The 19,211-nt window shown below is 39.9% G+C and carries 22 protein-coding genes, 1 pseudogene and 1 riboswitch; of the genes and pseudogenes, 1 reads left to right on the top strand and 22 read right to left on the bottom strand.

The features are described from left to right. Positions 1-165 precede the first annotated feature (165 nt). From AN957_RS02540 to AN957_RS02515, 7 genes and pseudogenes are all read right to left on the bottom strand, one after another. Positions 166-1,623 carry a SulP family inorganic anion transporter gene (locus AN957_RS02540; RefSeq protein WP_056682016.1) on the bottom strand — a complete coding sequence of 486 codons (1,458 nt, stop codon included), beginning with the start codon at positions 1,621-1,623 and terminating at the stop codon, positions 166-168. Positions 1,624-1,843: 220 nt separating this feature from the next. Beyond that, on the bottom strand, positions 1,844-2,260 hold the full coding sequence (locus tag AN957_RS02535) for a CBS domain-containing protein (RefSeq protein ID WP_053477876.1): 417 nt from the start codon (positions 2,258-2,260) through the stop codon (positions 1,844-1,846). 111 nt (positions 2,261-2,371) lie between these two features. After that, entirely contained in the window at positions 2,372-2,785 is a 414-nt protein-coding gene (locus AN957_RS02530) for a VOC family protein (RefSeq protein WP_056682013.1), read from the bottom strand. A 112-nt stretch (positions 2,786-2,897) separates the two neighbouring features. Beyond that, entirely contained in the window at positions 2,898-3,761 is an 864-nt protein-coding gene (locus AN957_RS02525; protein WP_053477878.1) for an AraC family transcriptional regulator, read from the bottom strand. A 77-nt stretch (positions 3,762-3,838) separates the two neighbouring features. After that, positions 3,839-4,261 (bottom strand): FosM family fosfomycin resistance protein, encoded by a 423-nt coding sequence (fosM, locus tag AN957_RS28340; protein WP_053477950.1) that lies wholly within the window; start codon positions 4,259-4,261, stop codon positions 3,839-3,841. Positions 4,262-4,336: 75 nt separating this feature from the next. Then, a pseudogene (locus AN957_RS28725) lies at positions 4,337-4,756 on the bottom strand (GNAT family N-acetyltransferase); the annotation flags it as partial. A gap of 225 nt (positions 4,757-4,981) precedes the next feature. Continuing rightward, positions 4,982-5,173 (bottom strand): hypothetical protein, encoded by a 192-nt coding sequence (locus tag AN957_RS02515; protein WP_053477879.1) that lies wholly within the window; start codon positions 5,171-5,173, stop codon positions 4,982-4,984. Positions 5,174-5,366: 193 nt separating this feature from the next. Here AN957_RS02515 and AN957_RS02510 point away from each other — a divergent pair, with 193 nt between their 5' ends. Next, on the top strand, positions 5,367-5,921 hold the full coding sequence (locus tag AN957_RS02510) for a GNAT family N-acetyltransferase (RefSeq protein WP_053477880.1): 555 nt from the start codon (positions 5,367-5,369) through the stop codon (positions 5,919-5,921). A gap of 353 nt (positions 5,922-6,274) precedes the next feature. On the opposite strand, the gene AN957_RS02505 is transcribed toward AN957_RS02510, so the two are convergent. The 15 genes from AN957_RS02505 to AN957_RS02435 all read right to left on the bottom strand — a co-directional run bounded on the left by AN957_RS02505 (position 6,275) and on the right by AN957_RS02435 (position 19,203). Next, positions 6,275-6,883 (bottom strand): histidine phosphatase family protein, encoded by a 609-nt coding sequence (locus AN957_RS02505; protein ID WP_053477881.1) that lies wholly within the window; start codon positions 6,881-6,883, stop codon positions 6,275-6,277. 1 nt (position 6,884) lies between these two features. Continuing rightward, positions 6,885-7,592 (bottom strand): AIR synthase family protein, encoded by a 708-nt coding sequence (locus AN957_RS02500; RefSeq protein WP_053477882.1) that lies wholly within the window; start codon positions 7,590-7,592, stop codon positions 6,885-6,887. Beyond that, positions 7,589-8,083, bottom strand: a complete 495-nt coding sequence (locus AN957_RS02495; RefSeq protein WP_053477883.1) for an ECF transporter S component — start codon at positions 8,081-8,083, stop codon at positions 7,589-7,591. Before AN957_RS02495 ends, AN957_RS02500 begins: the two co-directional genes overlap by 4 nt. Then, positions 8,084-8,668, bottom strand: a complete 585-nt coding sequence (locus AN957_RS02490) for a cob(I)yrinic acid a,c-diamide adenosyltransferase (protein ID WP_053477884.1) — start codon at positions 8,666-8,668, stop codon at positions 8,084-8,086. 15 nt (positions 8,669-8,683) lie between these two features. Continuing rightward, positions 8,684-9,118: a bifunctional adenosylcobinamide kinase/adenosylcobinamide-phosphate guanylyltransferase gene (locus tag AN957_RS02485; protein ID WP_056682010.1), complete on the bottom strand. Its 435-nt coding sequence runs from the start codon at positions 9,116-9,118 to the stop codon at positions 8,684-8,686. Next, positions 9,070-9,687 (bottom strand): histidine phosphatase family protein, encoded by a 618-nt coding sequence (locus tag AN957_RS02480; RefSeq protein WP_053477886.1) that lies wholly within the window; start codon positions 9,685-9,687, stop codon positions 9,070-9,072. The genes AN957_RS02485 and AN957_RS02480 overlap by 49 nt, the downstream gene beginning before the upstream one ends. Continuing rightward, the gene (gene cobS, locus AN957_RS02475) at positions 9,645-10,436 is read right to left on the bottom strand and encodes an adenosylcobinamide-GDP ribazoletransferase (RefSeq protein ID WP_053477887.1); all 792 of its coding nucleotides are present in this window, start codon (positions 10,434-10,436) and stop codon (positions 9,645-9,647) included. The genes AN957_RS02480 and cobS overlap by 43 nt, the downstream gene beginning before the upstream one ends. Next, positions 10,423-11,937 carry a cobyric acid synthase gene (locus tag AN957_RS02470; RefSeq protein ID WP_053477888.1) on the bottom strand — a complete coding sequence of 505 codons (1,515 nt, stop codon included), beginning with the start codon at positions 11,935-11,937 and terminating at the stop codon, positions 10,423-10,425. Before AN957_RS02470 ends, cobS begins: the two co-directional genes overlap by 14 nt. Further along, complete coding sequence (locus AN957_RS02465) at positions 11,852-12,514, bottom strand: bifunctional adenosylcobinamide kinase/adenosylcobinamide-phosphate guanylyltransferase (RefSeq protein WP_053477889.1); 663 nt, start codon at positions 12,512-12,514, stop codon at positions 11,852-11,854. The genes AN957_RS02470 and AN957_RS02465 overlap by 86 nt, the downstream gene beginning before the upstream one ends. Beyond that, positions 12,493-13,569, bottom strand: a complete 1,077-nt coding sequence (gene cobD / locus AN957_RS02460) for a threonine-phosphate decarboxylase CobD (RefSeq protein ID WP_053477890.1) — start codon at positions 13,567-13,569, stop codon at positions 12,493-12,495. The genes AN957_RS02465 and cobD overlap by 22 nt, the downstream gene beginning before the upstream one ends. Then, positions 13,544-14,509 (bottom strand): adenosylcobinamide-phosphate synthase CbiB, encoded by a 966-nt coding sequence (gene cbiB / locus AN957_RS02455; protein ID WP_053477891.1) that lies wholly within the window; start codon positions 14,507-14,509, stop codon positions 13,544-13,546. The genes cobD and cbiB overlap by 26 nt, the downstream gene beginning before the upstream one ends. Then, positions 14,506-15,975, bottom strand: a complete 1,470-nt coding sequence (locus tag AN957_RS02450; RefSeq protein WP_056687027.1) for an adenosylcobinamide amidohydrolase — start codon at positions 15,973-15,975, stop codon at positions 14,506-14,508. The genes cbiB and AN957_RS02450 overlap by 4 nt, the downstream gene beginning before the upstream one ends. Before the next feature lie 3 nt (positions 15,976-15,978). After that, the gene (locus tag AN957_RS02445; RefSeq protein ID WP_379998234.1) at positions 15,979-16,956 is read right to left on the bottom strand and encodes a FecCD family ABC transporter permease; all 978 of its coding nucleotides are present in this window, start codon (positions 16,954-16,956) and stop codon (positions 15,979-15,981) included. A gap of 46 nt (positions 16,957-17,002) precedes the next feature. After that, a complete protein-coding gene (locus tag AN957_RS02440; protein ID WP_053477893.1) occupies positions 17,003-17,980 on the bottom strand; it encodes an ABC transporter substrate-binding protein in 978 nt (325 codons plus the stop codon). Between the two features lie 115 nt (positions 17,981-18,095). Beyond that, positions 18,096-18,282: riboswitch (cobalamin riboswitch) on the bottom strand. A gap of 144 nt (positions 18,283-18,426) precedes the next feature. Then, positions 18,427-19,203, bottom strand: a complete 777-nt coding sequence (locus tag AN957_RS02435; protein ID WP_053477894.1) for a hypothetical protein — start codon at positions 19,201-19,203, stop codon at positions 18,427-18,429. Positions 19,204-19,211: the final 8 nt, after the last annotated feature.

The raw sequence follows: 19,211 nt of genomic DNA, 5'->3' as shown, positions 1-19,211 counted from the left end.
TGATTAATTTTTTATCATTTTAACCGCGATAAACAATATATCATGTTTTACTAAAAAAATGAACCATTTTGATCTATTTACCAATATCCAATTTATGTTCTAAACGTTGAAGAAATGTCCAATTTTATTGAAAAAAATCACTTAATGACCGTGATTTCTATTGACCTAAAACTTCGCTCCAGCCTTAGGATGAACGGCTAATCGATCAATTAAATTCGAACTAGGTTTATTTAACCCAGATAATTGAACAGATACCCCATGAACCCTCAGCTTTAATACAATTTTATCAATCGCTGCAACCCCTGAGTCATCCCAAATATGCGCGTGGGTGAAATCTATATCTACTTCATTTACATCTCCGTTATAATCGAAAGCCGTAACAAGTTCATCAACTGAAGCAAAAAACACTTGCCCTTTAACCGCATATACTTTCTTATTACCTTCTATTTTTGAGATTACCTGAACCTTAGAGATTTTTGCGACAAAGAAGATGGCACTTAAAATAATCCCTGCAAATACCCCTTTTGAAAGATCATGAGTGAACACAGTCGTTACCGTTGTCGTGATCATGACTATGGAGTCTGTGACAGGCGTTTTAGCTAATCCTTTAATTGAAGCCCAATCAAAAGTCCCAATTGAAACCATAATCATCACACCAACTAGGGCAGCCATCGGAATCTGAACAACGATGTTTCCAAGTGCTAAGATCAAAAACATCAAAAAGGTTCCAGCAACAAGAGCAGAAAGCCTACCTCTTCCACCAGATTTTACATTGATTACGGATTGACCAATCATAGCACAGCCAGCCATTCCTCCAAATAATCCGGCAACAATATTTGCCACTCCTTGACCACGGCTTTCACGATTTTTATCACTAGCTGTATCTGTCATATCGTCTACAATAGATGCAGTTAATAATGACTCCAATAAACCTACAATGGAAAGAGCTAGTGAATATGGGAAGATAATTTTCAACGTTTCTAAATTTAACGGAACATCCGGGAAGAAAAAAGATGGGAGAGCAGATGTTAAAGTGCCCATATCCCCTACAGTTTTCACATCACTTTTTGTCATAATAGCAATAATAGTAATAACTATAATCGCAACTAATGGTGATGGAACTGCCTTCGTTATTCTTGGGAAAATATAAATGATCGCTAAAGCTCCAGCTACCATTGCATACATAACCCATGTTGCATCAACAAATTGTTCAAGCTGCGCCATAAAAATTAAAATAGCTAATGCATTAACGAAACCAATCATAACGGATCGCGGGATAAATTTCATAAAACGAGCCAATTTCAACACACCAAATAAAATTTGCAGAAGACCGGTCAAAATCGTGGCAGCAAATAAATATTGCATCCCATGATCAGCAACTAATGTAACCATTAGTAGTGCCATTGCTCCAGTTGCTGCAGAAATCATTCCAGGCCTGCCGCCTACAACGGAAATCGTTACCGCTATGCAGAAAGAGGCATACAATCCTACCATTGGGTCTACTCCAGCAATGATAGAAAATGCAATGGCTTCTGGAATAAGCGCTAATGCGACCACTATTCCAGCAAGTATATCTCCTCTAATATTGCCTAACCATTGTTCTTTAGTTGTTAGTACTTTCAAATAAACACCTCATTCTTAATCTTTTTCCAAAAAAAAAATGACTTTGAACTCGCATCAAAGTCGGGGCCGATAAAAACATATAGAATCATAACATATTTGCGAAGAATGACAAGACTCAATGAAAACGTTTACTCCCTTGCATTTTTTCAAATTCCTCCGTTTTTCTCTTAAATACTATATAAAGACTTTTAAAATAAAAAAGAGACACTTAAACGTGTCCCTAGGATAAATCACTTTTTGAAATTTGCGTAAGTGCTTGACCAGCTTTTTGATCAGCTTGTTCACGAATCGCTAGATCTCCGAGAGATACCATCCCAACTAAATTTCCATTATCTACAACAGGCAAGCGCCGAACCTGGTGCTGAGACATTAATTGTGCTGCTTCCTCTAAAGATGAAGAAGATGAAACAGTTATGACGTTATTTGTCATTACACTTTGAATCGAATCATTTGGAGCCCCATTTGTTAATCCTCTGACAACCATATCCCTGTCAGTGACCATTCCTACCACTTGGTTGTTTTCTACTACTGGCAGTGATCCAATGTTTAATGCCTGCATTTTAGAAGCAACCATGCTTAAATTATCTTGGTTAGAACAACTTTGAACGTTCGTGCTCATAACATCTCTTACTTGCATAGTGCCGTACTCCCTCCATTGGTAATAAACCTTACTGGAGTATTATTTGCAAGTTAAGCATTACTATTCAAATGAATTAGAAATTCCTATTCCTAATAAAATATTGAATGATTAAATGTGAAATTTCCCCTTAAACTCAGGACTTAACTCGCTCCAAACATCGAATAGATTACCATCTAAGTCACTAAATACAAAGTTTTTTCCTGCATGGCCCCTATCTTCTATATCTCCAACTTTTATTTGGCTTTTAAGAAACTCCCTATGTAATTCCTCTAAAGCAGATAATCCATTGACTTCGAACGTAAGTGAAAAACGTTCCTGGCCCTGATAATCATAGAAATTAGCCGTTTCATTTTCTTTTGCTCGCACTAGAAAAAAACTTTGATTAGCAAAATTAAGAATGGCTTTATCCTCGTCTTTATAGCTAAGCTCAGCCCCTAATTTACTGATATACCAGCTGGATGATCGCTCGATATTTCGGACTGGAATATAGGTTGTTCCTACTCTTAAAATTTTCCCTTTCATCTCAATCACTCCCTTTTAATAAACTATCTTCATACATTCTCTTCATCTCGTGCAAACCCTTTTTTTGCAGAAAAAAAGAGCTGCATATTTTATACGCAGCTCCTCTTAGTGATTATTTTAAAGGGATCCAAATCTCAGAATATAAATCTGGGCTTGAAGGATCTTCATCTGAATAAACTTCCAATTCAGGCGTTCCCGCATGTTCATATTGATTGGAAGGGAACCATTCTGAGAAAATTTGCTTCCATACTTTTGGCATTGCACCTGGCATAGGTCCATGCACCTCGAATACGCCCCATTTCGATGCTGGGATTTCTAGAGTTAGAAAATCCTCGGATGCATCTCCTATATGTTCTGTAGCAACCCAGTAATCAATGGATGGTTCGGACTGTGTTAACCTCTTATCTACACAGACCCCTAGAATCCCTTTAATTTCCCCATTATTTAACTCTGCTAATTTGCCAACCGTTCCATCCCCATTTACTTCATCCCACATTTTAGGGATTCCCTTTAGATTTTCCTCATTTTTTAATGAAAACTCTCTTTTAATACCTGCTACTTGAAAACTGTCTCTTTCCACAATTTTGTACCTCATCGGTTCCGCTCCTTTCAGATTCACCTGGATGACCAGGCGGTTATAGCAATTTAGCTTTCCAATGTTCTTTCTTGCCTCACTTGGTGTAATCCCGTGCTGCCTGCGAAATGCCTTTGAAAAAGCCTCAGGAGTGTCATAGCCATACTTGTATGCCAGGTCAATGATTTTGTGATCCGTATTGGATAATTCTTGAGCTGCTAACGATAATCGTCTTCGCCGAAGGTATTCACCAACAGAGACATCTGTTAAAATCGCGAAAGTTCTCTGAAAGTGAAATTCAGAAGTGTTTGCCTGCTTCGCAATACTTTCCATTGATAGATCCTCTAATATGCGTTCTTCCATATAGTTAATAGCCTTCTGCAACGATTCAACCCAACCCATATCGCTCACTCCTTAATGAAATAATAACAACCGTACTGCATTACTTCCTGTCAATTTATGCTTTGTTAAGACCGTTTTTAATCGAAAAACTCCATGTGCTTTTTTTCTTGCTGATAATACGTCAGTCTATCTTCTAAAGTACCTGTATGGAATTCAAATTTATGACCGTCCGGATCCGTAAAATAAATTGATTTTTTATCTTTTACATCTCTTTCTCGGCCTGTAAGGATATGTACATGTAATCGATTTAATTTCTCGTATACTTTCTCAAAGTCATCTTCCTCAATTGAAAAGGCGATATGTGTATAGGAATGGCTAATATCATTGCGAGGGATATCCCTTTCTTCATTCAGCGCAAGCCACATCCCATTCAAATCAAAATACGCCGTACTTCTCCCTTTTACTAAAAGCTTTGCATCAAAAACATTTTGATAAAAATCGATCGAATTCTCCAAATTTGAAACCGAAAATAAAAAGTGATTTAAGCCTTTAATATTCATCTTAAAGTCAAAATCGCTTCTAACCGGGAAACTAAATATGAATTGTTCTCCAATCTTCCCCATTTTCCGGCGGCCAGTGTCTTTATAACCGACTTTCTCATAAAGTTTCTGGGCAGCCAAGTTCCTTTTATTCACTGCTAATACAATCTCATCACACGACGGAAATTTCTGATTGACAAAATCCTTTATTTGCTCCATTCCTTTTTTCGCAAATCCTTTTCCCTGGTGAGAGTGATTAATGGAAAATGCCGTTAATAACATGGCATTCGGGTTATCAGAATACTCTTTTACTCGGTCACTTGAATGGAGTACAAAAAATCCAACTGGCTCATGATTGTTTAAAATGACAATTGGGTGCCGCTCATGAGTCATTTCTAGTGAATGAATGGGTAATGCAGTAAATTGTTCTTGTTCTTCAGGTAATTCAAATCGGCTTAACGATTCGAAGTATTCAGATTTATACAACTGTAAATTTACTTTCTTTATTGAGTGCATAAAGGAGTCCTCCTAATCTTTGGATGTTTCCTATTTTACCACAAGAACGTTTGTTTGGTACTAAGATTTTTTTAGATATTTTCCACAAAAAAGGAGTGTAAAACTTTTAGATTTTACACTCAACCACGATTCTTATTAATTATTTTTTACTGCCTTAATAATAAAACGGTCCGACCTTACCTCAATATATCCTTTTTCTTCAATTATCTTATGGATATTGTAAAGCTATGTTTCATACTTATGAATTGAAAAATCATCAATCTGCCAGGGTATAGCTTTTAAGTAGTAACAGATTGCTCCTACATCATAAAACCTTGTAAGCGGATATGCCTCTTCTTTTTCTATTATTGAAAAACCAGCTGCTTTAATATCCTCAACTGCCTTTGCTAGCTTCCACTGTATATAGCCAAAATCCATTGGGGTACCAAGGAGCTCATTCTGTTGTTCGTTATCAAGTATCCATATAGGAGGTCCTCTTATACGGTTGCTAATTATCTGTTAAAAGATTGTACATTTGTAATCACGTTACTAGTTTTCTGCCATTTTAATGCAAATATTTGAAACATTCAAATACAGATTGATACAATAGTGTACAGATAGGAGAGATAATATGACAAAAATACTTACAGGAAGAACAGTAACTATACGTCCTATTTTGGAAAATGATTTAAAACCGCTATGGGATTATATTTATGGAACAGAAAATCCAGAATGGAAAAAATGGGATGCACCCTATTTTCCTCTTGTTTTTAAAGAATATGAAGATTTCCAAAAAGATTTTATCAAGATTCCAGACAATGCCCCTGCACCAAGAATGGCCATAGAAGCCAATGGGAAATTGATTGGAACAGTAAGCTACTATTGGGAGCATCGTGAGTCCAATTGGCTGGAAGCGGGAATTGTTATCTATGATCCGCAGTATTGGAATGGCGGCTATGGAACGGACGCCCTATCCCTCTGGGTTGAGCACCTCTTTGCTTCGCTTCCACTAGTAAGAGTTGGGATCACGACATGGTCGGGCAACAAAAGGATGATGCGCGCTGCTGAAAAAATTGGGATGAAGCTTGAAGCTCGCCTGAGAAAATGCCGTCTGTATAATGGGGAATACTACGATTCCATTCGAATGGGGATTTTAAGAGAAGAATGGGAAGAGCAAAGCTGTTAAGATATGGTTTTTTCAAATACGAGACAATTCTACATTCTTGCAGGAAACAAGCTTCTTTCCATTGGTGACTGCTTTTTCTCTTTTCTGCTTTTTAAAGGCACCAATCTGCTCTATTGGTTACCATAACTTCTCATTTCCTGCTTTCTCGGTCGCCTATCAACTCTATTGGCGACCGTCGCTTTCCTTTTCCTGCTTACTCGGGCACCAATCGACCCTATTGGCTACTGTAACTTTCCTTTTCCTTCTTTTTCGGGCACCAATCAACCCTATTGGCAACCGTAACTTCCTTTCTCCACCATTTACGTTCACCAACAACTTTTATAAAAAAAGACCCGCTTCAATTACGAGCGAGCCTAACAGCAATGAGCCATGCATCCTTCCAGTACGAGCTCTTTCTCTCCATTATGAAGTTTAACAATCGTAAGGCTTGTGCCATGTATAAAAGGCGGATCCCAGAGCTGATCAATCGACGCATTTCGGCAGAGCAGGTAGAGTGTTTTAAGAACAACCCCATGTGTAACAACAAGCACATTTCCTAAAGGAGTTGTGTCGATTAATTCCTCTAAAAAGCTAGCAACCCGATCCATTACGTCTATAAATCTCTCACCTTCAGCATTTTCATACATATGAGGTTGATTCCAATATAAATCGTACTGAGAAGGAAATAGTTCCTTGATTTCATCCTCAGTTTTCCCCTGCCAAGCGCCTAGAGCAATTTCCATTAAGCGCTCGTCGGTTTCTATTGGAATATCCCTTTTTCCGCAAATATGCTTAGCTGTATCGAGCGTACGCTGACTAGGAGAGGAAATAATCCGCTCGAAAACGGTATCCTTCAGCCTCTCACCCAATAACTGTGCATCATTTCTGCCCTTCTCCGTCAAATCCGAATCGAGACGCCCTTGCATTCTTTTTTCTGTATTCCATTCTGTTTCACCATGTCTAATGATATATAAATGTAGCATTTTAACCCCTTAACTCGTAAAAATAACGCCCCGCTAGAGCCATCACTTCATCCTTTTTCCCCTCAGGATAAGCTGCGATAAAACAAGTTGATGGACCAGAGGACTTAAGCAGATTCAAGCTCGTATGAATCTCAGGCTCAGTAAATACTTTATTTAAAAATAAACCGTTCAATTCTGATAAAATCCCCCTCGATCCAACTGGCATGGTAACAACATCTGTCAGCGAACAAATTTTCTTAAACAACGACAATGGAGCGGCTTCCTCTTCCCTTTCTACTAACTCATTTCCTACTAATGGAACACCGATTACAGCCAGCATCGTTTGATCCGAGTACACAGGCTCATACATATTCTCCCTCGTTTTCCCGAGAACTGTAATCCCAATTGCTGACTGGCTCAAGGAAAAATTACTCTCTGTGCTTCCGGTAATAGAAACTCCATCCAGTTCAAGTTCAGCAAGACCCTTCCTAATTCCATCTATCAATGCCTGCCATGCCTCATCCCCGCAAAAGTTCTGCAATGTAACAGCAAACGGTTCCGCTCCTGCGGCCATACATTCCATAACTGCCACTCGAAAAGAGTAATAGGAAACCATTTCATAAGGGACCTTTACAGCATCTCCCGATTTCAGACCGATTGCTCCGCTATTATCACTCGCAATGACAATAGATTCTTCACTGTTAAAAGGGATACGAAGGACGTCCCTCATTGGCTTGCCCGTTCCTTAGAAATCACTAACTCTACAATGGGAGATAGCCGTGGAACAATAAGTAAGGCGATAATTGTGTTTAAAACAGAGCCAATAAAAAGAGACGGCACAATAGATAAATAAAAGGCTTTCCCCATTAAAAATAAAAATGGTAATGGCGCAGCAAATGTATTTCCTAAAATAAAGAGAATTCCCGCCTTCCACCTTTTCCTATTTCGATAAAAGAGTGAAAAGACGAAAGCTAAGAACGCCATTTCAACGGCTACTACAAAATGCAACGGACCAAGCGGCATGCCGCCTAGAAGCGCAGACAGCAAATGCCCCATCCCGCCGACAATAGCTCCAGCTGGACTTCCTAAAAGAGCAGCAGCCAGCAAAGCCGGGAAGGCATCTAACGCCACACTGCCAATGATTGCTGGAATCTTTAGGGCTGCCCCAATAGCAGTCAGCGCAACGAGCAGGCTGATCAAAGCCATTTTCTTTGATTTCATTTATTTATCCTCCTTACGCTTCCCCTCACGAAAAACCTTTGCGCTGCGGATGTACTCGACATCTTTTTGATTCAAACGGAAGTTAATCACTCGTGCTAAAGCAAAGAAGTAATCTGATAAGCGATTGATGAACTTTAATGATATTTCAGAAACCTCAGGATCTGCCTTCATTAGGGAAACAACTAATCTTTCCGCTCTTCTTGTAACAGTTCTTGCAATATGAATGGATGCAGATGCAGGAGTCCCGCCCGGCAAAATAAACCTTTCTATCTTAGGAGCCTCTTCAGTGAAAGCATCAATTCTTTTCTCTAAATACTCCACCGCTTCCATCGTTAACTTTAGCTCACGATTTTTTGTAACATTCGCTAAATCCCCGCCGCAATCAAAAAGCTCATGCTGAATTTTCTCCAAGTCTTCCAAAACGTCTTGAAAAATCGCTGGATCTAATTGTGTCATAGCTTGCCCGACAAAGCAGTTTGCTTCATCAACTGTCCCATACGCTTCTACCCGAATATCATCCTTGTCTACTCGTCCGCCAATAATGCTTGTTTTTCCTTTATCCCCAGTTCGTGTATAAATTTTCATTCATCCCATCCCCTTTTATTTGATTTTTTGGCAGATCCCATACCAGATTAAGTCAACCTCTTCTGCCGTTTCTGCTATATCTTGGTAGACCCATCCAGTTACATCCCGCCAGTTACGTTCTTCGGCAAGCATCGGCACAATTCCTTTTGAGATATCCGTTCCAATTAAAATTAATTTTCTATGCTCCTCTTCTTTCTCCCATTGAATCCAACTTTGCAATAGTATTCGCCATTTTCCCCTTATCTCATGAATGGCTAGTTGACCATTCCATTCCTGAACCCATTTTTCAATCCCCTCAAGGATCACAAAATCCAGCCAGTTTTCTCTATTCTCTGGAACAGGATTGCCTTGATAGGCGGAAAACCATAAATGAGGAGCAGCGTTCAGCTTGTAGTGTTCCTTCACCCATTTGGACTTGCCGTTAAAGGCACCTCCTGTAACAAAATGCATCGCTCACCTCTCCTTAATCCATCCCGCGTCCAAATCAGCTCGTATCCTATGCCGTGTGGAATATTCCAATCCCAAAAGTCCTTCACATAAGGCGCATGCTTTGTTAAAAAATAACGAATAACCCCGCCATGTGTCATAACTGCAGCCCTATGAATATTCTCTTCCATTATTCTGTCAACTATCTTTTCCCAACCGCTTTCCACTCTCTGGGAAAATTCTGAAAAGGACTCTCCTTTAGGTGGTTTAACTGTAAACGGTGCATCTACCCACTTCTGATAAAAGAAATCACCCTTTAAATCAGCATAGGTTTTTCCTTCCCATTCCCCAAAATGCATCTCTCTTAGTTCGGATAAACGTTCTGGATGGCAGCTTGGGAACAGGATATCTGCCGTTATAAGACATCTGTCCAAATCACTTGAAAACAAAAGCTCATAGTTTTCTGTACGGCAAACCAGTTTCTCTTTTTCTATTGAACAAAGCGGTGAGTCCGTCCATCCAAGATAGGCATGACGCTTATTTGCTTCCGTCAGCCCATGGCGAAATAATGCAATAGCCACAGTATCATCCATAGCACAAGCTCCATCCCTTCTACACTCGCACCAAGCACATCCCCTGTCATACCGCCAAACCAGCTGATAATTTTCCTAGAAAGAATAAGCAGGAACAGTATGGATACGACTGTGAAAACAATCATTCCGAATAAAAGATGATTAAATAATATACCCGCTGCCGCAAGAAGAAGAATGACATAAATCGGATAAATGACAAGTGTTCTTTTATTCGATGCATTTTTAAACAAAGTACCTAACCCTTCTTTTTTCGCTGCTTTTACCTTTAAAAGTAAAACACCCATCACCATTTTGCTAAAAAAAGGGATCGCTGCAATAAAAAGATACGTAGCCGGAAGAGCCTTCTGCGTGATTTCATACATAAAGAAAAATTTGGCGGTGAGCAAAACAATAACAGAAAGGACACCAAATGCGCCTGTTCGCGGGTCCTTCATAATTTCTAGCCTTTTCTCCCGGTCTCTATATGAAAAAAAGGCATCGCTTGTATCCATCCAGCCGTCCAGATGAATTCCCCCTGTGATAATGATTCCTGCAAGCCAGAGAACCAGCGCTGCAGTTAACACAGAAAACGGAGTCCAATGAAGAATCGCGTAAAACAGCGACGCATAAATGCCACCTTGTATCAAACCTAGCAGCGGAAAGGTCTTAATTGCTTTTTCAAGATGATCCTTATCCATTGGCAGTTCGACTGGAACAGGAATGGAGGTGAAAAACTGAAAATTAATTAATAATCCTTTAAGCCATTTCATTTTCAGTTCTCCAGCTGAATATTATTTCCTTCAGCTTTTCCCAATTAAGATGCGCCACTAAGTGGGCGGCCAGCTCATCATATTTTTGATCCTTTAGCTTACTAATATAAACAGTTTCCTTTAATGGGATCCCCTTTGCATACCGCAGTCCATTCAGCCATTTATTTCTCCATTCATCATTATGAAAAAGGTGATGCAAATACGTACCGATGATTTTGCCATCATTCCCATAATATCCTTCTTCATTGCCATTGTTTAATAGGAGAAAACGATTTTCCTCCCCTTCACTAAGCTTCGTTTCACCTAAGTGTATTTCATAGCCTTGGATCTGCTGCTGAATGCCTGTTCGCGGATGCAAGGTTCCCTCCGCTCTGACCGTAACCTTTTCTCTTAAAAAAGTTGTTGTTGCTGGGATTAGACCTAAACCCTCTTCCATTAAACCAGCAACTCCAGTATCAGAGCCCTCATGATCTACCAATAACTGTCCAAGCATTTGATACCCGCCGCATATACCAACAATATGCCCGCCTCCGCTTTCAAATGTGTGGAGCCACTCATTAAGTCCTGCCTTCTTAAAAAACCGCAAATCGCGTATGGTGCTTTTTGTCCCTGGCAATATAACCGCATCTGGCTGACCAATTTCGTCAAGATGGCTGATCCAACGAATGGAAACATCATCTTCATAGTAAAAGGGCTCAATATCACTATAATTTGAAATATATGGCGGCTTAAGGACTACAATATCAAGGAAATTCTTCCCCCGATTTCCCGAAGAGGCTGGCATCGATAGAGAATCTTCTCCATCAATCATATGATTATCGATATGAGGGACTACTCCAAGGACGGGGATTCCTGTTCTTTCCTCGAGCCACTGCACTCCATCCTCGAATAGCGAAAGGTCACCGCGAAACTTATTAATAACAATGCCTTTTACTCTTGCTCTTTCCTCTTCAGTTAAGAGCTCTAACGTTCCAACAATGCTGGCAAAGACGCCTCCCCTATCAATATCCGCTACTAAAATCACAGGAATATCAGCCATCTGTGCAACCTTCATATTCACAAGCTCTTTTTCTTTTAAATTAATCTCTACCGGGCTCCCTGCACCTTCCATAACAACAACGTCGAATTCCTGACTTAAGTGGTGAAGGGCGGTTTGAATCGCCTTCAGTCCTTTTTCATAGAATAAATCGCGATATCCTCTTCCAGAAAATGTTTCAGTCGTTCTTCCGAATAATACAACCTCAGATTGCTGATCCGATCTCGGCTTTAACAAAATGGGATTCATCCATACGGTCGCTTTTATCTTTGCCGCCTCGGCTTGAATCCCCTGGGCCCGCCCAATTTCCTTCCCATCAAGGGTAACATAGGAGTTATTGGACATATTTTGTGATTTAAATGGTGCAACTCGAATCCCTTCATTGGCAAAAGCCCTGCAAACCGCTGTCGCTATCAGGCTTTTCCCAACATCCGATGCAGTTCCTTGAATCATGACTCCCTTCATGTCCGTCCACCCCTTTCATTCGTACCGGAATGCCTGCTTCCACAAGATAAGCCTCTTTTGCAATAGTAACTATTTGCTGGTGGAGACTGCCAAGCATTCTGCCATATGTAAAAACAAGCTCATTATTATTGATCATTTCATTAAGAACTTCATTACTTACTATAATTAGAGCACGACAGCTCTTCGCAATTTCCCCAACTCCCTCAATAATCGAACACATTATCTGCTCTTGAAAGAAGGATTCCTTCCATAGGTCTTCCTTAGTGAAAAATTCATTATTTAGTAACGTCGTTAAACAATCAAGGAGGACAACATCATTAGAAGTAAAGACTCTAGAAAGCCGCTTTAAATCCCTTGGCTGTTCCCATGTCTTCCAATTTAGCCCGCTCTTAGTTCGATCTTTTTGATGGCGGGCAATTCTCATCTCCATCTCGGGATCACTCGATTGGCCTGCGGCAATATAATGAAGACTTCCCTCTGTTTGATTCACGATATTAGCAGCAAGCCGCTCTGCAAAACTGCTTTTTCCACTCCGAACGCCCCCGCTTATAAAAATTAAAGATGACTGCTTGACCATTCTTTAATCGCCTCCATCAAACGGCTATTATCTTTAGAACCTTTGATTGCAAACCTTAGCCACTCGCCTCTAAGACCTGGAAAGTTCATTGTATGTCTAGGAATAATGCCTCTCTCAATTAAAAACTGAAACAACGGCAGCTGGTCCTTTAAAACCGGGTCCTTAAGTAAGTAGAAATTAACTTGAGAAGGAGAAAATTGAATTCCCTTTTCTTTATAAAATCCAAAAAGACGCTCACGCTCTTGTTTGATCATGCCTCTTGTTTCAATCATATGCGATTCACTTTCAAGACACCATTCACCAGCCATTAGCGCCAGCGCATTCATGCTCCACTGAGGCTGAAAAGCCGACAGCTCCTCAATTACTGATGGAGCTGCCATTAAATAGCCAAGGCGTAAGCCGGGAATCGCAAACATTTTTGTCATCGATCGAATAATAAGAAGGGTAGGAAAGTTATTTATGTATGGAACGATAGATTCATAATCAATAAGAAAATCATAAAAGGCTTCATCTACAATCAATAGACAATCATTTTTCTCACATGCTTTGATTAATTCAAGCACCAGTATTTTGGGATAAAAAACACCAGTTGGATTACTTGGATTGCAAAAAAACAGCGCATCCGCCTTTTTCAGTTTAGAAGCTATTCCTTCCTGCCACTCCCAGTTGTCAGGTTCCAATTGGTGGTAATCGATTGTACAGCCATTGATCCGGCATGCTTCCTCATATTCCGAAAATGCAGGCTGAACAATAACGACTCTTTTCCCTGCCAGCATTCTGCCAATTAGCGAGATAATCTCGGCACCGCCATTGCCAATCAATATTTGACTTTCTCGAATATCTTCTTTTATAGCAAGCTTCTTCTTTAATTGATAGCCCTTAGGGTCAGGATAATCACTTACTACATCATAAAGCTGATCCCATTTCTCCTTTAAAATCCTTGGCGGTCCAAGAGGATTAATATTCGCACTGAAGTCTATCTTTTGGTCAGGCATCGGTATTCGTAATGCTTCAAATAAATAATGCGGGTTAGCCCCGTGTGCAGGCCATTTCAATGAGCATCCCTCCCAGCCATAAAAGTAATAGAAAAATAGGAACCGTACGTGCAACAATTGTATTCGCTTTAAGTATGTGACTCTTCTCTAAATGAATAAGAGGATCCCCCATTTTTGCCCGGTTAGAGACGATGCCTTTATAATAATTAATGCCACCTAGCTGAATTCCTAGGATTGCCGCAACAGCCGCTTCTCCCCAGCCACTATTCGGACTTGGATGCTTTTTTGCATCACGCCAGACAATTTTCCATGCCTCTCTGACATTCATATATTCGGGCTGACTGCTGACAAGCATACAGATAGAAGTAATTCTGCTTGGAATCCAATTCACAGCATCATCTAAGCGAGCCGAAGCCCAGCCAAATTCTTGATACTTTTCATTTCGATAACCAACAATGGAATCACATGTATTAATTGCCCGGTACATCAGCGCTAAAGGCGCTCCGCCAATCAGTGCCCAGAATAAAGGTGCTGTAATCCCATCACTTGTATTTTCAGCAACCGTTTCAATTGCTCCTCTGACGATTTCAGGCTCTTCAAGTTTATCTGTATCTCTTCCAACAATGTATGATAGCTTCTGCCTAGCCTCTTCTATATCTCCCTTTTCTAAAGGAGCATATACAGAAAGAGCGGCCTTTTTTAAGCTTTTCTGGGCAATAGCAGTAGAGATCAAAATTCCTTCTGCCACTATTCCAGCAAGGGGATGAATCCAAAAAAATAAACGAACGATTAGAAAGGAAATTCCACCTACAATAAGCAAAACCGTTAGCAGCATCCCAATTCCTTTCGCTCTTCGTGAGGTTCCCTTATTCCAGCTTTTCTCTAGTTTATAAATCAAAGAACCGATCCAGCGAACAGGGTGCGGCCAATTCTCTGGATCTCCAATTATCCGATCTAGTATACAGGCAAATGTAATAGCAAATAGATGAAAAGTAATCATTTCTTTTTCCTTTTTCTAGACTTTTGGATGGCCATCATTGTGCATTCATAGACGCCTTTTCCAATTAATTTTCCTAGCGGTGTAATCGTTCCGGCATAGTCTTGTCTTTGCCCCTTTTGAGTGGCCGCAATTAATATACTATCCGTTGAGGTTCCTGTAGCAACGGTTCCTGTTACTGCATCCATAACTTCTAGATCATGCATCGCTTTCACCTTCGCTTCAGTAGCAGTCATAATGCTTTGAATGAAGGCTTCTTCTGTTAATTCTCCATTAACAAATACCCAGGTATTGATTGTTCCTGGTGTCTTATTAAAGGTATGCTCCTCGCTTCTTGCTGCATCAATAGCATTTCCTACTCCTGCTGTCACAACAATAAAGGCAGAAAAATCATCCGCCTGATAGAGTTGATGGCTCACATCCTCAGGATAAACGGCTGTCATCATCCCAACTGTTTCCCCAGGTTCAAAGTGATAAGATTTTAAATAATTGACCATTTCTCTTCGATGATCACTGCAATCATAATCCTTATCCACATGCCTATTCACAAAAAACTGATGCCATCCTGTTCCAGATCCGACAACGCCAGAAGACATCGTTCGAAGCGGAATCGGACACTTAAGTGCAATATATTCTTTGGATACTTCTAATAAGGATTCATCAATTGTAAAGCTTCCTTTTTCCTCAGAAAGTTCTTCTGGGAGCAGCACCATTTGCGGTGCAGGTACTTTCGGATGAGGCTGTTTCTGTATCTTCGTTCGATAAACCTTCCTAATTCGTTCTTCACGGAGGACTTCATTTGGAGTATGGTTAATATTAATTTCACCATTTTCTAATAGCAGCAGCCGATCACAATATAATCCTGCTAAATTTAAATCATGAAAGATAGAAATGACGGTTAGTCCTTTCACCTTCGTCCATTCCTTCAGCAAATCAAGTAATTCTTTCTGAAAGGAAAGATCAAGGTGATTCGTTGGTTCATCAAGAAGCAAAATTTCCGGTTCCTGAGCAAGTGCCTGAGCAAGAAAAACCCGCTGCCTTTCGCCGCCTGATAACTCATGAATAGGATGATCTTCAAAATGAGCGACACCCGTTTGTTCCATTACCTGCCTAACGATTCTTTCATCATCCGCAGACCATGTTTGAAACCAGCCTTTCTGATGTGCATACCTGCCAAGCGAAACCGTTTCCTTAACTGTATAAGAAAAGCTCTGGGATGTATGCTGAGGCAGAACAGCAACTACCTTCGCTAATTCCTTTGCCGTATACTCCTTAATCGGGATTCCTTTTAAAAGAATTGTTCCTTCGGAAAAAGGAAGTATCCCGCTGAGCATTTTAAGCAAAGTTGTTTTCCCGCTGCCATTAGGTCCTAAAATTCCGAACAATTCGCCCTGTTCCAATTCAAAGGAGACATTTTTCAAGACTGAATCAACTGAATATCCGCCTGTTAATTGCTGTACACTTAGCATCATCTACCCTCTTCTTTCCTTTCTTCTATTCATCAATATAAGCCCAAATACAGGTGCACCAATAAGTGCTGTAATGACACCAATTGGCAATTCAGTAGGAGAAATAATGGTACGGGCCACAAGATCGGCCAGAATGAGAAAGCCTCCACCTGCTAAAATGGAGAGCGGCAATAAATGCCTATGGTCCGGTCCCCATAACAGCCTTGTTAAATGCGGAATAACAAGTCCAACAAACCCAATGGTTCCTGAAACCGCAACGGCAGCCCCTGTTAAAATAGAGCCCGCAATTAATATCGTCATTTTTCTTTTTTGGACATTTACCCCAATATGCTGTGCTCTTTCTTCCCCAAAAGACATCGCATTCAATTCCCTGCTGTTTATAAGCAAAAGAAGCGAACCAATGATAAAGAAAGGAAAGATAATTTTAATATACGCCCAGCCTCTCATTGAAACACTGCCTAGCAGCCAGCCAATAATTTGTCTTAATTCCTCACCCGTAAGCGCAATCATAAGCGAAATAAGCGACCCTAAAAAGGAACTAAATATAATACCGGTTAGAATGATTGTTTCTACTTTCATCGATCGGTCAATTTGGCGGGCAAAAAATAACACCAAAAAAATAGTAATAAATGCAAAGAGAATACTGAATAACGGCAGAGTAAACATGCCTGCAACTGGAATGGAAATACTAAAGAATAATGTCAATACCGCGCCAACTGATGCTCCAGAGGAAACACCCAATGTATAAGGATCAGCAAGAGGATTCCTTAATAAACCTTGAAAGGCGGCTCCCGCAATTGCAAGAGACGCCCCAACTAAGCCTGCTAAAATAACCCTTGGCAGACGAATATTTAAAACAATATTCGAATACATCGGATCTATATTTTCATTTGGTGCGATACGAAAAATTTCTGCACCAATAATTTTAATAATGTCTATCACCGGAACAGAGACTGTTCCTATTGATATCCCAAACAGCATCGCAATGATTAGAAATGCTGCTGCAATCAAGTAGGCAACGAACTTATTATTTAAATACTTCAGGGTAAACAGCTTTTGCAAGTTCCTCTACTCCTTCAACAAGCCTTGGGCCTGTGCGGGTAACCATATCAGAATCTACATCCACGACTTCCTTATTCTTCACAGCGGTGATATCCTGCCAGCCATCTCTGCTTGTTACATTTCCAACTGGATCTTCTGTATAATATCCGTGAGTTGTGATGATTACATCCGGGTTTCTTTCAATAATTGCTTCTGGGTCCATTGGAATCCAGCCATCTTCCGTTACAATGTTCTTCGCATTAATGGTCTGCAGCATGACGTCCATGAACGTATTTTTACCAGGTGTAAAAATTTCTGGAGCAGGTGCTACTTCAACAAAAACAGTTTTCTGATCCTCTGTTTTTATTTCCTGTGCTTTTGCCTTTATTTCTTCAAGTTTTTCTTTCATGTCAGCAACAAGTGCTTCTGCCTTATCCTTTACGCCGTTTGCTGCACCAATCATTTCAATGGATTGATACACTTCATCGAAGTTTTTCGCATCATTCACTACTAGTACCGTAATTCCAGCATCTCTAAGCTGCTGGAGGCCCTCTGCAGAATTATGTGCACCAGATGCATGCGCAAGGACAAGATTTGGTTTTAAAGAAATGATTTTCTCTACATTAAATTCCATGCTGCCAATCTTTTCAATTTCATTTACTTCTTCAGGATAATTATCGTAATCGTTCACTCCAACAACTAGGTCTCCTAATCCTAATCCGAAAGTGATCTCTGTATTGCTTGGAATCAATGATACAATTCTTTCTGGCTTCTCTTGTATGACAACCTCATTATCAAGCGCATCTTTGATGGTGACTGGAAATGCTGGTTCTTCCTTTGGAGCTTGTGTTTCCTCACCTGATACATTTTCATTTTCCTTTTGATTATCCAAACTTCCTCCGCACCCAGCTAAGAAACCAACTGCCAGCAAAAGTGCAAATAATAATGAATAAAGCTTCTTCATTCTATCTTTCCTCCTAATTGAAAAAACATCTCCACAATTGATATGGAGATGTTTGAATAGGCATATCTTCAAAAGAGGTATGAAACCTGTCAAACACCCCCTATCCTCGTAGGCTGTGGCGCAAAAAGATCAGGCAGGTCTCCTGGCTCATGGTCATTGCTTTACTGCTCCTTCCCATACATCCTCGTACAGTGGCCATTGCAGTATGCTCCCATTTACAGTGGCGGGACCGCGTTGGAATTACACCAACTTCCCTTTTAAGTCTTTAAACATTGAAAGACACCTATCTTTACATATGTATAAAATTTTCCGCTAATTTCGATTATACACGATATTTTTTTGTATTGACGAATAAATTTATGATTTTGTCCAATAAAGTCAAGACAACGGCGAATATAATAGATTTTAGCGGCTTAAACATGAGCTAAACGGGCAATTCTTCTTCATTATCGGCCGTAAACTTTCCATTCACGTGATTTTTTATCAAAAACCAGCTTGGCTTCACAAGGTTCTTTTACAATGTTTTCATATTCCTCGTACATGTCGTCCATGTTTGAAAAGTCACCGATCGTCCATACTGGTATTTCTATTCTTGTACGATTTTGTTCAATATCCTTAATGGAAATAAGAGCGCCTTCTCTCATCAGCGGTTTCAAAAGACGAAGGATATCACTTGAAATTGATGGATAAGACCGTTTCTTCTTTATCCCAAGCAATGACTTTTCAACCTTAATCTGCCCCATTTTTTCAGGAATGACTTCACCTAGTAAGGAATAAAAATCACTGAAATCGCGGTAATATGTTTTATTATACCAACCATCATCATGTGCCAGGTAGACATAACGATTGCTTAGATGATTATAAAAAGGGAGCTTTAAATGTTCTTTCAAATGACCAAGGTACAGCAGCTCAGCTATGGATTGACTTGGCAGTTCATTTAATGCTTCTTCTTCTTCAAAATCAATCCAGCAAAAATCTCCATATACATAGACATCTTCTTCCATTAGCTTTTTTAATTTTTCTTTTGGCACAAACTCATGCAAGGTATGCATATTAAAATCCCCATCTTCATAGCGGTGCTTCAGCAATAGAAGATTATTTAGCGTGGCAAACAACGACTGGGCAAACTGGGCAAACTCAATACCATAAGTAATTGTATAGTGTTCACGTTCATTTATATGAATATAAATAATATCACGAACCCCTTGATTCCTCTTTTTCAATGGTGAAA

This window comes from Cytobacillus solani, from assembly GCF_001420595.1.
Lineage (GTDB): Bacteria > Bacillota > Bacilli > Bacillales > Cytobacillaceae > Cytobacillus > Cytobacillus solani.
Note: the sequence above shows the minus strand (reverse complement) of the source record. Positions and strands in the feature narration are given on the sequence as shown.

Bases quoted from the DNA above. Each gene is read 5' to 3' on its own strand.
- AN957_RS02535 (WP_053477876.1), bottom strand. From the start codon at position 2,260: ATGCAAGTAAGAGATGTTATGAGCACGAACGTTCAAAGTTGTTCTAAC.
- AN957_RS02530 (WP_056682013.1), bottom strand. From the start codon at position 2,785: ATGAAAGGGAAAATTTTAAGAGTAGGAACAACCTATATTCCAGTCCGA.
- AN957_RS02525 (WP_053477878.1), bottom strand. From the start codon at position 3,761: ATGGGTTGGGTTGAATCGTTGCAGAAGGCTATTAACTATATGGAAGAA.
- fosM (WP_053477950.1), bottom strand. From the start codon at position 4,261: ATGAATATTAAAGGCTTAAATCACTTTTTATTTTCGGTTTCAAATTTG.
- AN957_RS02515 (WP_053477879.1), bottom strand. From the start codon at position 5,173: ATGGATTTTGGCTATATACAGTGGAAGCTAGCAAAGGCAGTTGAGGAT.
- AN957_RS02510 (WP_053477880.1), top strand. From the start codon at position 5,367: ATGACAAAAATACTTACAGGAAGAACAGTAACTATACGTCCTATTTTG.
- AN957_RS02505 (WP_053477881.1), bottom strand. From the start codon at position 6,883: ATGCTACATTTATATATCATTAGACATGGTGAAACAGAATGGAATACA.
- AN957_RS02500 (WP_053477882.1), bottom strand. From the start codon at position 7,592: ATGAGGGACGTCCTTCGTATCCCTTTTAACAGTGAAGAATCTATTGTC.
- AN957_RS02495 (WP_053477883.1), bottom strand. From the start codon at position 8,083: ATGAAATCAAAGAAAATGGCTTTGATCAGCCTGCTCGTTGCGCTGACT.
- AN957_RS02490 (WP_053477884.1), bottom strand. From the start codon at position 8,668: ATGAAAATTTATACACGAACTGGGGATAAAGGAAAAACAAGCATTATT.
- AN957_RS02485 (WP_056682010.1), bottom strand. From the start codon at position 9,118: ATGCATTTTGTTACAGGAGGTGCCTTTAACGGCAAGTCCAAATGGGTG.
- AN957_RS02480 (WP_053477886.1), bottom strand. From the start codon at position 9,687: ATGGATGATACTGTGGCTATTGCATTATTTCGCCATGGGCTGACGGAA.
- cobS (WP_053477887.1), bottom strand. From the start codon at position 10,436: ATGAAATGGCTTAAAGGATTATTAATTAATTTTCAGTTTTTCACCTCC.
- AN957_RS02470 (WP_053477888.1), bottom strand. From the start codon at position 11,937: ATGAAGGGAGTCATGATTCAAGGAACTGCATCGGATGTTGGGAAAAGC.
- AN957_RS02465 (WP_053477889.1), bottom strand. From the start codon at position 12,514: ATGGTCAAGCAGTCATCTTTAATTTTTATAAGCGGGGGCGTTCGGAGT.
- cbiB (WP_053477891.1), bottom strand. From the start codon at position 14,509: ATGATTACTTTTCATCTATTTGCTATTACATTTGCCTGTATACTAGAT.
- AN957_RS02450 (WP_056687027.1), bottom strand. From the start codon at position 15,975: ATGCTAAGTGTACAGCAATTAACAGGCGGATATTCAGTTGATTCAGTC.
- AN957_RS02445 (WP_379998234.1), bottom strand. From the start codon at position 16,956: ATGCTGTTTGGGATATCAATAGGAACAGTCTCTGTTCCGGTGATAGAC.
- AN957_RS02440 (WP_053477893.1), bottom strand. From the start codon at position 17,980: ATGAAGAAGCTTTATTCATTATTATTTGCACTTTTGCTGGCAGTTGGT.